This window comes from Kosakonia pseudosacchari (assembly GCF_015167415.1).
In the GTDB taxonomy this organism is placed as follows: domain Bacteria; phylum Pseudomonadota; class Gammaproteobacteria; order Enterobacterales; family Enterobacteriaceae; genus Kosakonia; species Kosakonia pseudosacchari.
This window is the reverse complement of the sequence record NZ_CP063425.1, coordinates 1,341,640-1,354,253: the sequence shown is the minus strand read 5'-3', so window position 1 is coordinate 1,354,253 and position 12,614 is coordinate 1,341,640. Positions and strand designations below refer to the sequence as shown.

Below are 12,614 nucleotides of genomic sequence, written 5' to 3'. Positions count from 1 at the left end.
TGCAAAAAGTGAAGATTGTGAAAATAAACGCATGAGTTATCTCTTATTTTTACTTGCCGGAGCAGGAAAGGGCTAAATCCGCGCCCATGGAACAGACCGCACCCGCCAGGCGAGGGTCGGCCGTGGCGATAAGCGTGTTATCCGCACTGCCAGCGCTGCTGGCATCATGGGTTACCAGCATCGTGTTACCCGTCAACTGACGCGTCACATCCTGCGCCGAGACACGGTTGCCAATGGTGGCGGCTAACGGTGTTGATACCGGTGTTTGTGTCGGGGTTGGCGTCGGCGTGCCGGTCTGCGGGTTCACCACAAGCGTGCCGTCGATATAGTTGATGATGTAGTTATCCAGCCCGTTACCGCTGGCGTTGGCTGCAACCACCGCATAGCTGCCAGCAACGGCAGTACGGTCTGCGCCATCACTAGTGACATCAACATGGCTAATGGCATCGCTGTTCAGCAGGCCACTTGCGCTATAGCCCAGTTGCACGGTGCTACCGGCCGTTTTGCTGCCGCTATTCGCGGTGATGGTCAGCGCGGCAGGCGTCACGTTCAGCGAGCCGTTGTAGCTAATAACGTAGTTGGACAAACCGCTGCCGGTCGCGTTACTACCGTTGATGCCGTAACTGCCAACATTAGCCGTCGCCGCTGCACCTGCGCTGTTCAGCGCCACACCGGTCACCGTGTCGCCATTAAGCAGGCCGAGCACGCTATAATCGCGGAGGCTGACAAGGTCGCCATAGGTTTTGCTGGCGTTACCCGCGTTGATCACCAGTTGCGCTGGCGTCACGTTCAGCGAACCTGCGCCGTAACTGATGGTGTAGTTCGACAAACCACTGCCGCTTGCATTGCTGGCGTTAATGGCATAACTGCCCACGCCTGCGGTGATGGCGGCACCGGCGCTGTTAAGGGCGACATTCGTTACCGTATCGCCGTTTAACAAGCCCACAATGCTGTAGCCACTTAAATTCGCCGCACCGCCGTAAACCTTGCTGGCGTTATCGGCGGTGATGGTCAGCGCCGCGGGTGTGACGGTCAGATTGCCGTTGTGATAGACAATGTTGTAGTTGGACAAACCACTGCCGCTGGCGTTACTCCCCGTAATGCTGTAGCTGCCAACGTTAGCCGTGGTGGCAAAGCCCAGGCTGGTATAGGTCAAGCCATTGACGGTGTCACCGTTAACCAGGCCTTGCGCGGTGTAATTCACCAATCCCGGGAACTGCCCATATACTTTACTGGCGTCAGCCACGTTGATGGTCAGCGTGGCTGGCGTTACCGTAGCGCCCACGCCCACAATGCTGGCTGGCTGCCCGTTAGGTTTAAGCGCACTGATACCGGTGGTGTCCAGCGCATAACTACCCACGTTATCGGTGCTTCTCAGCCCGTTCGTCAGGCTGCCGCTGATGGCATTCCAGAACCCGGCGCCGTAGTAAGTCGTAACCGGGTTCGTACCATAGATAGCAGTCTGCGCCACACCAACAATACCGGACACGCCGAACAGCGCCGGCGTGGCGGAACCGGTGGCCGGTGCCCAGACTTTATTATCCAGCCCGATAAAATTCGCGCTGTTGTTCATTTGCGCGGTAGTTAAACCGGTGATCGCTTCCGTTCCATTGGCACCGCGCCCAATGCCTGCCGCGACGTTATCGCTATTCCAGTAGAGGTTGCTCTGCGTTCCGCTCCCGCTTTTGGAACCCACTACCCCACCTATCGCGCTGGGTGTGGAGGTGACGTTGATGGTGTTGGTGGCAATACCGCCGCTGATCGTTCCGGTGTTACTGCCCGCCAGCCCGCCTGCCTGCGCGTTCAAACCGGCGTTAATCGCGCCGGAGGAGTAGACGTTAGTGATACTCCCGGCGTTATTCCCCACCAGCCCGCCGACATAGCCAATCGCGCCGCCCATCCCGCTGCCGGTCACGCTACCGGACGCGTAACTGGCGCTGATGGTGCCGCCCGCCATGTTGTAGCCGGTCAACCCGCCGACATACTGCAAGCCGTTGCCGCTGGTGCCGGAGAGGTTCAGGGAGCCGTCGAAATAACTTTGCGTAATGTTTTTGCTGTTCTGCCCGGCCAGGCCGCCCCAGTAAGACCAGTTAGAGCTGTTCGTCGCGGTGATTGACGCGCCCGAACGGCTGTAGGAGATCTGCCCGGCGTTATTACCCACCAGCCCGCCCATATACGCGGTGGCGTCGGACGAACGGGTCAATGAACCCAGCACCGTTGAATAGGCGATGGTGCCGGTGTTGTAGGCCGCCAGCAGCCCGGCGTAGAACGGCGATGTCGAAGAGGCGGTAAGCTGCGCCGAGTTGAGCCCCATGTTACGGATGGTGCCGGTGTTATAGCCGAACAAGCCAACATAGGTATCGGCGCTGTTAATGGTCAGGCTGGAGATGGTGTGCCCAAGCCCCGTGAAGATGCCACTAAATGGCGCGCTGGAAGAGACGCCAACCAGTGAAGACGTGTATGTATTACCAATGGCAAGAATGTTTTGCGCCAGCGCGTATTTGCCGCCAAGCCCGGTGCTGTCAATGGCATCGAGATCCGCCATCGTACGGATCAACGTGTAATTCTGCCCGCCAATGGTTAATGACGCATTCGCGCCAGGAATGGTTATCTGTTTGCCGGAGAGCAGCGTGTAATCTTTGCCGATGCCATAGTTCAGTGCCAGGCCCGCGTTCGCGCCGGTGGCCGAGATATTACCGTTGAGAATGATATTGCCTGCCGCCGCCAGCGTTAGGGTGGTATCGGTCGTCCAGCCAAGGTTGGTGGCAAGCGTGATGTCGCCATTCTGGCTGCCAGTTGAGCCGGTGGAGACCGTGACGTTGGCGGTAGAGAGCGCGTTTTGTAACGTGGTCACGTTAATCACGCTGTCGTCCGCGCTGGCGCTAAAGCCGGTGCTGCTGTCAGCCGCCGTGGAGATCACCACGTTATGCGGGTCGAGCAGCAGGTTGCCGAATTTACCGCTTTGCGCAGAGAGATCGGTGCTACCGGTATAGGCCAGTTTGGCTTTGCCGGAGACTTCCGCTTCACCGCCTTTGCCGGTGCCCGCGCCGCGTGCGCTGATTTTACCGCTGAACGTCGTCTGGTTATCCGACCATACCACCACATCGCCGCCATTGCCCTGGCTTGTGGCATCTGCCGTGATCCGGCTGGCGCTGTCGATGTGTGTATTCGTTGCGCGTTGCGTGCTGCCTTTGCCCTGGCGCTCGCCGCCAATGTTAATGTTACCGCCGCCGGTTTTGCCGGAAGCGTCAATTTTCGCGCCCGCCAGCGTAATGTTATCGCCGGTAACGGTGATTTTCCCGCCCGCGCCGTCGCTTGATTTCGCGCTCAGCGTGCCGGAAAGCGCCACATTGCCGCCTTCGCCGCCGCCAATCACGATGGCGCCGTTCTGACCGCTGACGCTGTCGGCTTCCACCACGCCGCTCAGGTTGATGGCATTACGCGCCGCATTGCGCGCCGTGGCTGCCGTCATCACCACCGAACCGCCCTGGGCCGACACAGTACCGCTGTTTTGGATCAGCGCCTCTTTCACGCCGGAATTGCCCGGTACAGCAACCTGCAAGAAGCCGTCGCCGGAGAGATCCAGCGTGGCAGATTCCCCCGCCCCCAGCCCCACTTTGCCGACCGGGACATTAATCAAGCCGTCGTTTTTGACGCTGCCGCCAATCAATGCCGCATAACCGCCGCGCCCGACGCTTATCACGCCTGCGTTGCTCACTTCAGCCGATGAACCGTTGCCGGTGAAGACGCGCTTCCCTTTGAGGAAGTCTTCATCTTTGATATCCAGCGTCGAGGCAACAAAGCCGCCGCCGGTTTTTACTGTGCCGCCCGGCGTAATGGCGATGCCGTTCGGGTTCACCAGGTAAACCTGACCATTGGCGGTTATCGAGCCGGCAATGGTGGATTTTGTTGCGCCAGTGACGCGGTTAAGAATGGCGGAGGAGCTGCTCGGCTGCACGAAGTCGACCGAATTGCCCTTGCCGACGGAGAAACTGTTCCAGTTAACAATCGCGGTATTGGAGTGCTGGTTCACCGTGACGGCGGAACCATTTTGCCCAATGGAAACCTGCCCCGCCGCGACGTTCGCGCCGGTGGGCAACTCGCCCGCCAGCGCCGGTGCGGCGCAAAGTGCACTGACAAACAGCGCGATAACACGTTTTGTAAAAACCGGTGGCGTATTACGGCCCTGGTGCTGAACTGAAGATAAGCAAAACGATGATGTCATGAGCATCATTCCTGTGATAGCAAGAAAGTAATGGGGTGTTTACTCGCAAGTTGCTGTTTGCAAAGCAACGTTACATCCCTTGCAGATCAACAGGTCTGAGCTGTCGCTATCGCAGAATTATGTAAATGCGCCGTAACAATAAGGTTATCGTCACCTTAAGATAAATCTTTATCATTTCGGATACATCTCGTTGCATATTTTCACAAATAAAAATAAGGGATTGATTGGCAGGATATTCTGCCGGGCGCAGCGCGCTGACCCGGCCAGTCTGCGTGGTTAATCCTGAGGAGGCACGCGATTGATCCCCATCGCCATCACCTGTGCCGGGTCGAACAGCGACAAACTTTCCACCTGCGAGAGCAGCAGCACTTTGCGGAAATCGAGCGCCGAGCGGGGTTGTGAAGCGAGATCAATATTGTGTGCGTCATACCACGCGCTGTAGTTGTGTTCGACATGCAGATCGAGGGTACTTTCATCGCGATAGCCGCTGAGCATCGGGATCAGCACAATGTTATTGGCGTCGCCGCTATCAAAGGTGGCGGTATGGATCATGCCAATGTAGATGCGTTGCGATTTGAGCGTGATCCACGCCAGATCGCCCTTCTCCATACACTGATAAATCAGTCCTTCCACGCCGTTGGCGCGCGAAAGGTGTTTATACAGTTCGCGGCGGCCGTTGCTGTCGAGCCTGGCGCTGCCGGACCAGTTTGAGCGCCACAGGCAAAACAGCACCGCAAACGCGAGCATAATCACCACCGGTGCCTGGATGCCTAAAAAACTCCAGTTCATAAAACTCATGTGCAGGTGGTGCTGCTCCGGGCCAAACACCGCAGGCCAGGCGTTCATCACCGCAGAGGTGATCAACAGGCACAGCCACAGTAACCCGGTCGCCAGAATCCCCTGTAATACAAAAACGCAGCCATACAGCGCCACGAGGAAGTAGACATCCCAGCCGAAGCTGCGTTTGAATTTAAAACGGGTGGAGAGATCGTGCGAGGTGTACCAGTAGCCGCAGACCATCAACACCATAAAGATTGCCGTTCCCATGTCAGGCCCTCTTTAACGCGTCGACGTGGCGTTTGAAATCTTCCTGCACGCGCTGGCAATGGATATTCACCGAAGTATTGCCATCGGCATCAACCACAATACGTTCGCCATCTTCAATCGCGTCCTGAATTTCACTGTGGCTCATCACCTGCAACAGTCTGTCCGGGCTTGCGAACAATGAATACAACATTTTTTTCATCTCTTACCTCCGCAGCCAAGTATAGAAACCCTGTCGCGCGTAAGGCGTTTTTCATCCGGATTCTTACTGCCGCAGGGCTTTTCGATCAGGTTGTCACTTTTACGCAATACGTTGTCCGTTGCGCGGGGGCGACGCAGGGTCGCGGCGTGGAAACTGAAACCACACCCTGCGGAGACCCGAAAAATGTTAACGACCCCTGCTGAAAAATATCAACGCCACAACCCCTTAGCGCTGCGCGATCGCCGCTGGCCGGATAACGCGCTGACCCATGCGCCGCGCTGGCTCTCCACCGATCTGCGCGACGGCAATCAGGCGCTCGCTGAGCCAATGGACGCCGCGCGTAAGCTGAAATTCTGGCAACTGCTGCTCGACTGCGGCTTCAAAGAGATTGAAGTGGCGTTTCCGTCCGCCTCGCAAACGGATTTCAATTTCGTGCGCCAGTTGATTGAGGAACAACGGATTCCGGACGATGTGACCATTCAGGTATTAACCCAGGCGCGGGAAGAGTTGATTACCCGCACCTTTGCTGCGCTGCAGGGCGCGAAACGCGCCACCGTGCATCTGTATAACGCCACCGCGCCGGTGTTTCGCGAGCAGGTCTTTCGCCAGAGCCGCGAGGAGATCGTCGCGCTGGCGGTCAACGCCGCGCGGCAAATTCGCGGCCTTTGTGAAAACGCGCCAGAAACCGCGTGGGTTTTCCAGTACTCACCAGAAACCTTCTGTTTTACCGAAGCGGAGTTTGCGCTGGCAATTTGCGAAGCGGTGGCCGATGTCTGGGAGCCATGCGCAAACAGGCCGATGATCATCAACCTGCCCGCCACAGTGGAAGTGAGCATGCCGAATGTGTATGCCGACCAGATTGAGCACTTTTGCCGCCACTTCTCGCGTCGCGAACAGGTGTGTATCAGTGTGCATACCCATAACGATCGCGGCACCGGGATTGCCAGCGCCGAACTGGCGCTGCTCGCCGGTGCGGAGCGCGTGGAAGGTTGCCTGTTTGGCAACGGCGAGCGCACCGGTAATGCCGACCTGGTGACGCTGGCGCTGAATCTCTATACCCAGGGTATCGCGCCGGGGCTTGATTTCAGCCAGATGAAAAAGGTGGTTGAGATCGTTGAAGAGTGCAACCAGTTGCCGGTGGCGCCGCGTCATCCCTACGCCGGGGAACTGGTGTTCACGGCCTTTTCCGGTTCGCATCAGGACGCGATTAAAAAAGGCTTTGCCGCGCGGCAAAACAGCCCGACCGCGTTCTGGGAAGTGCCTTATTTGCCGCTTGATCCGGCAGACATTGGCTGTAGTTATGAAGCGGTGATCCGCGTCAATAGCCAGTCCGGTAAGAGCGGTGCAGCGTGGCTGCTGGAGCAGAACCATGGCCTGAATTTGCCGCGCAAACTTCAACAGGAGTTCAGCCAGCATGTGCAGGAGGCGGCAGATGCGAACGGCAAAGAGATGTCGCAAATGGAAATCTGGAATCTGTTTCGTCAGCACTACGGGCTGGTGGAGCGCCCGCCGCTGCAACTGATTGAGTATGTCTGCACTAACCAGCCGGGGCAGCGCACCACCTTACAGGCGGAGATCGTGTGCCTCGATAAAAAACTGAAACTGGACGCCAGCGGCAACGGCTTTCTTTCCGCCGCCATCACCGCCCTGTGCCGCAGCTTGCAGGTGGAGATCAACATTGAGAGCTACCACGAACATACGCTTGGCAAGCACAGCGACAGCCGCTCGGTGGCGTATGTCTGCTGTGAGAATACAAACGGCGAACGTGCCTGGGGGGTGAGCATTGATAGCGACATCACTCGCGCGTCGTTGCAGGCGGTGCTGAATGCCGCACAGCCCTTCATTACGAGGTGAAGTAATCGCCGGGCGGCACGCCCATCACCCGGCGAAACATGGCGCTGAATGCGCTGGGGTTGGCATAACCGCACTCCAGCGCCACCTGCGTGACCGGCTCACCCTGCGCCAGCCGGGTTAACGCCGCCAGCAAACGCGCCCGGCGTAACCATTCGCTGAACTGTAACCCGGTTTGCTGGTAGAAATGGCGCGACAACGTTCGCCCGCTCATGCTGACCTGGCGGGCGGCGTTTTCCAGCGTCCACTCACCCGCCGGATCGCATCGCACCGCGTCACAAAGCTGCTTTAACCGGGCGGAAGTGGGTTCCGGCAGGCAAAACGGCAGCGTATTCATCAGGCGGATTTCATCCAGGATCAGTTCGTAAATGCGCTCCGCGCGGCTGCCTGCCTGATACGCCTGGGGCAATTCCAGCGCATTCAGAATCAACGCCCGCAGCAAATCGCTGACGCGCACCACCTGGCAAACCACCGGTAAATCCGCCCGCGCCAGCGGTTCGACAAACACGCCGCGCGCCTGCACTTCGCCGTCGATTCGCAGCGCGTGGGACACCTGCGCGGGTATCCACACGCCACGGCCAGGCGGCACAATCCATATACCCTGCTGCGTTTCCACACGGATCACCCCGCTTAAGGTGTGAATCAGTTGATCGCATGGATGGGTATGCCAGTGCTCATGCTCCCCGTGCCGGTAATCATGGGCGTAGGGGATCACCGCGCGGTGGGAAAAATCGAGGGCGAATGTCTGTTTCACGGCGTGACCGTTGTTATTTTGCAGGGTGACATTACCTTAATCACCGCCGCGCTCGCTGTCATTTATTTCTCCCGGCACAGCGGGCAGTTGTGGCAATATTCCACCGGCGTTGAGGCTTTGTAATAAAAACAGCAGGTGCGGCGAAAACGCACCATCTTACCCGCCGCGTTCTTTTGCGCAGGCCGGCGAAAGCGCTTCAGCGGATTCCAGGGCGCAGCAAACAGATCAGGCGCAGCCGCGTCCAGCAGCCAGTCGAAATCCGCCTGCTGGCGCTGCGCTTGTGGCGCATTCAGCCCCTCCATTCGCCCCTGGTAGAGCGAGTAAACGCGCACGGCGGTGTTTTCCCAGAGAATCGCTTCCGGCAAACCGCTGACCCGCGCCAGGCTCTGCCACAACGGCGATAAATAGTCGCGAAACAACGCGCCAACCACCGTTTCGCGCCACGCGTCGCGTTGACCTTGAAGGTAATGCGTTACCGTGACATCCACCGGCAGCGACGAGCTCCACAGCCCGTTGTCATGCGCATACTCCACCCGGCTGGTGTAAAGGCTTAACGGCAAGCCTTTATCAAACACGCTCATCGCGTACAGCACATTCCCGGTCGCCAGAAAGGCCAGCCGTTTGGCGAGCAGCGACGCGGCAATCGCCAGATCCGGCGCGCCAGTCAGCGGCATCACCCGCACTAACAGCTCGCGACAGGTTTGTGCATCCAGCAGCGCGTTGGCCGGTATGCTGCGCGCATCGGCTTGTGATCGCGAACGCAGGCGAAAAACGCGTTGCAGATACGAATGCTCTTCAACCGTCAGCATCTGACGCTCCGGGAAATGGAATGCACAATGGCGTATGGAAAAAGGGATCGTCGATGATGCGACAGCGCAGATTAAACACGTCGCTGACCAGCGTTTCGCTCATTATCTGTTGCGGCGCGCCTTCGGCATAAACGCGCCCGTCATGCACAGCGACCAGATGATCGGCATAGCGGCAGGCGAGGTTAAGATCGTGCAGCACCATCACAATGGTTTTGCCCTGCTGCCGGTTGAGCTGGCGCAACAGTTCGAGGATCTCAATCTGGTGCGCCAGATCGAGATAGGTGGTCGGTTCGTCCAGCAAGAGGGTGTCAGTGGCCTGCGCCAGCGTCATGGCAATCCACACGCGCTGGCGCTGTCCGCCGGATAACGCATCCACCGGGCGATGCTGCAACGCGTCGGTTCCCGTCAGGCGCAGCGCGGCATTCACCTGCTGCTCATCCTCTTGCGACCACTGGCGCAGCCAGTTCTGATAAGGAAAACGCCCCAGGCTCACTAACTGGCGCACCGTGATGCCCTCCGGGGCGACAGGCGTTTGCGGCAAAATGGCCAGCTTGCGGGCAATCTCCGCCGTTTTGCTGGCGTGAATGTCCAGTCCATCGAGAATAACGGTGCCGGATTGCGGTGTCAGCAAGCGCGCCATGGCTTTGAGCAGCGTACTTTTGCCGCAGCCGTTGCTGCCAATCAGCACCGAGACTTTCGCGCCTGGCAGGGTTAAATCCAGCGCGTTAATCACCTGCCGCTGTTGATAGCTGACGCTCAGCTTTTGCGTTGAGAGAGACACATTTTCCCCATCAGATTACGTCCGCTGCCGAATCAGCAGCCACAAAAAGAACGGCGCACCGGCCAGCGCCACAAAAATGCCGGCCGGTAAATCAGCCGGGCGGAATAGCGTTCTGGCGAACAGGTCGGCGATAACCACCATACTGCCAGCGCTGCAAACGGTGACAAACGCCTGGCCGAAAAAGCCCTGGCGCACCACAAGCCTTGCCAGGTGCGGCGCAATCAGCCCGACAAAGGCCATCGCCCCCACCTGCGCAATCGCCCCGCCGGAGAGCACCACACAGCTTAGCAGTAACAACACTCGCAGCGGCTGCACCCGAACGCCAAGCCCGATGGCAAGCGCATCGTCCAGTTGCAGGGTTTTCAGATAACGAGCCAGAAACAGCAGCACCGGCACCGCCCAGACATACACCGCCAGCAGGCGCAGTACTTTATCCCAGGTGGCGGCATACACGCTGCCGCTCAACCATACCCAGGCGGAAAAGGTGGTGGTCAGCGGGCTGAACACCAGCACCAGCGTCACCACCGCGCCCGCCAGCGCGGAAACCCCCACGCCGGTGAGAATCAGCCGCAGCGGCGTCAGACCTTTGCGCCACGACAGCAAAAAGATCAGCCCGACAGCGCAGGCCGCGCCGCCCATCGCCGCATACGGCAAGGGCGCGCTGCCATAGCGCAGGCTGAAAAAGGAGAGCCACAGCAACGCACCGGCACTCGCCCCGGCGGTCACACCGAGCGTATCCGGCGACGCTAACGGGTTACGCACCAGCGTTTGCAGGATCAACCCGGCAAGCCCCAGCCCGCCGCCCGCCAGCATCGCCAGCGCCACGCGCGGCAGGCGCAACTGGTGCAGAATAAAACTGTGCGCGCTGGCGTCAGGCTGCACCAGCAGCCGAAGCGTTTGCGCCAGCGAGAAAGCCACATCGCCAGTGTTCAATGCCACCAGCGCGACCAGCAAAGTCATCGCCGTACAGCCGAGTAATAGCGGCAGTAAACGCCGGGAGTAGTGGCGGGAAAATGGCCCGCAGCGCAAAAGCTGGCTATCCGGCATGGTTCCCCCTGCTTTGCGCCAGCAGAATAAAAAACGGCGCGCCCATCAGTGCGGTCATCACACCAACCGGTAACTCCTGCGGCAGGATAACCACGCGCGCGGCGATGTCTGCGGCCAGTAACAGTAACGCGCCGAGCAGCGCACAGGCCGGAAGCGTCCGGCGCAGGTCGCTGCCAAATAACTGGCGCGCTATATGCGGCACCATCAGACCGACAAAACCGACATTTCCCGCTAATGCTACGGCACAGCCCGCCAGCCCTACCACCAGCATGCTCGCCAGCAGGCGCACCAGCGCGATATTCAGCCCCAGCCCACGAGCAATCTCTTCTCCGGCATTGAGCACGTTCATCTGCCCGGCGAAAAAGCAGGCGGCAACCACCAGCAGCGCACCGGGAAGCAGCATCGGGTACACATGCTGTACATCGTTACCCGCCAGGCTACCTGCCAGCCAGAACAACATGGTGTCGAGGCTTTCCTGATCGATAACGAGAATGGCCTGGGTAAACGCATTACACAGCGCGGTGATCGCCACGCCCGCCAGTACCAGCCGCAGGGGATTAAGCTGCCCGTTACTGACTTTACTGGCAAACCACACCAGCGTGCCGGTGGCGCAGGCCCCGCTAAAAGCCAGCAACAGCGTGATCCACGGATCGCCGACGGCGAAAAAACTGCCTGCCAGCACAATCAACAGCGCCGCGCCCGCATTAACACCAAACAGCCCCGGCGAGGCCAGCGGGTTACGGGTCAACGCCTGCATCAACGCGCCCGCCACGGCGAGAAATGCGCCAACGCCAACCGCCAGCACGGTGCGCGGCAGGCGCGAAGTGCGAATAATGATATCCACCGCGCTGCCAGGATCGGTATGCAGCAGCGCCTGCGTCAGTTGGGTGAGCGAATAAAACCGCGCGCCAGTCATGATGCTGAGCACCATCAGCGCCACCAGCAGCAGCCCGCAGAGCAGAAAACGCCCGCTCATACATGCCCCCGGTTGAGCGCCTGTTCCACATCATTGAGCATCTGGTTAGCACCAAGAATGCCGCCGGATAAGCTCCACGGCACGCTGTCCACCTCCCACAGTTGCCGCGCTTTCACCGCGCGCAGTTGCCGCCACAACGGGTGTGCCGTCAGCGTGTGATACTGGCGCGTGATGGCCGGGCTGTTGTCCCGCAACAAAATAAAAAACAGATCGGCATCCAGCAGCGGAATATTCTCCATGCTGGAAAAACGCAGCGAGGCGCTGTGTGCCTGCATGGCCTGCACATTCCAGGCAAATCCCACTTCGGACATCACCGAGCCGGGAAAGCTGTTCGCCACATAGCTGCGAATGTGGTCAGGACGTATTTCAATCACCGACACCTGCGGCGCGCGCTGCCCGGCAAAGCGCTGTTGCATCAGGCTGCGCAGTGCGGCAATACGCGCATCCCAGCGCTGGAGCAGTTGCGCGGCAGTGCTGGTTAGAGCGAGTTTTTGCGCCACCACCGTCAGCGTTTTTTTGAATTCAAAGACATCGTCCAGTAGCGTAACAGGGGCGATTTTCGCCATCAGCGGCGCAACATCCTGGTGGCGAAAGCGGGAAGCGAAAATGATATCCGGTTTAAGCAGCGCGATTTTTTCCAGCGCAGGCTGCGTCTCCAGCCCCAGTTGCGGCACGCCGGAAAGTTGCGGGCGCAAATAGCGGTACACCGGTTTTTCCGCCCAGGATTCAACAATGCCGCAGGGCGTAACGCCCAGCGCGGCCAGGCTGTCGGTTGCCCCCTGAAACAGAGAAACCGCGCGCGGTACGCCGGGTCGGGCAAACAGCAATGGTGAGACACTGCACAACAGTAGCGCCTGTAAACCGCGTCGGCGCGAAAGCGAGAAAGCGAGTTCGTTTTTCATCATCCACTCAAACCGCCCCGCTA

Annotated in this window: 10 protein-coding genes; 1 reads left to right on the top strand and 9 read right to left on the bottom strand. The window is 59.2% G+C overall.

Annotated elements, in window-relative coordinates; translation table 11 throughout:
* Nucleotides 1–49 precede the first annotated feature (49 nt).
* The 3 genes from IP581_RS06225 to IP581_RS06215 form a co-directional block, all read right to left on the bottom strand.
* The gene (locus IP581_RS06225) at nt 50–4,225 is read right to left on the bottom strand and encodes a beta strand repeat-containing protein (protein ID WP_193822027.1); all 4,176 of its coding nucleotides are present in this window, start codon (nt 4,223–4,225) and stop codon (nt 50–52) included.
* Nucleotides 4,226–4,501: 276 nt separating this feature from the next.
* A complete protein-coding gene (locus IP581_RS06220; protein WP_086871447.1) occupies nt 4,502–5,272 on the bottom strand; it encodes a hypothetical protein in 771 nt (256 codons plus the stop codon).
* 1 nt (nt 5,273) lies between these two features.
* Complete coding sequence (locus IP581_RS06215; protein ID WP_086871445.1) at nt 5,274–5,471, bottom strand: hypothetical protein; 198 nt, start codon at nt 5,469–5,471, stop codon at nt 5,274–5,276.
* A gap of 183 nt (nt 5,472–5,654) precedes the next feature.
* Here IP581_RS06215 and leuA point away from each other — a divergent pair, with 183 nt between their 5' ends.
* Nucleotides 5,655–7,325 (top strand): 2-isopropylmalate synthase, encoded by a 1,671-nt coding sequence (leuA, locus tag IP581_RS06210; RefSeq protein WP_097400578.1) that lies wholly within the window; start codon nt 5,655–5,657, stop codon nt 7,323–7,325.
* Here leuA and IP581_RS06205 read toward each other — a convergent pair.
* The 6 genes from IP581_RS06205 to IP581_RS06180 all read right to left on the bottom strand — a co-directional run bounded on the left by IP581_RS06205 (nt 7,315) and on the right by IP581_RS06180 (nt 12,594).
* A complete protein-coding gene (locus IP581_RS06205) occupies nt 7,315–8,076 on the bottom strand; it encodes an AraC family transcriptional regulator (protein WP_193822025.1) in 762 nt (253 codons plus the stop codon). The two genes, leuA and IP581_RS06205, sit on opposite strands and share 11 nt — an antisense overlap.
* Nucleotides 8,077–8,138: 62 nt before the next feature.
* Nucleotides 8,139–8,885, bottom strand: a complete 747-nt coding sequence (locus IP581_RS06200; RefSeq protein WP_193822023.1) for an IucA/IucC family C-terminal-domain containing protein — start codon at nt 8,883–8,885, stop codon at nt 8,139–8,141.
* Complete coding sequence (locus IP581_RS06195) at nt 8,872–9,666, bottom strand: ABC transporter ATP-binding protein (protein ID WP_193822022.1); 795 nt, start codon at nt 9,664–9,666, stop codon at nt 8,872–8,874. The genes IP581_RS06200 and IP581_RS06195 overlap by 14 nt, the downstream gene beginning before the upstream one ends.
* Before the next feature lie 15 nt (nt 9,667–9,681).
* A complete protein-coding gene (locus tag IP581_RS06190) occupies nt 9,682–10,713 on the bottom strand; it encodes a FecCD family ABC transporter permease (protein WP_086871434.1) in 1,032 nt (343 codons plus the stop codon).
* A complete protein-coding gene (locus IP581_RS06185) occupies nt 10,703–11,689 on the bottom strand; it encodes a FecCD family ABC transporter permease (protein ID WP_193822021.1) in 987 nt (328 codons plus the stop codon). The genes IP581_RS06190 and IP581_RS06185 overlap by 11 nt, the downstream gene beginning before the upstream one ends.
* Nucleotides 11,686–12,594, bottom strand: a complete 909-nt coding sequence (locus tag IP581_RS06180) for an ABC transporter substrate-binding protein (protein WP_193822019.1) — start codon at nt 12,592–12,594, stop codon at nt 11,686–11,688. Before IP581_RS06180 ends, IP581_RS06185 begins: the two co-directional genes overlap by 4 nt.
* Nucleotides 12,595–12,614 lie beyond the last annotated feature (20 nt).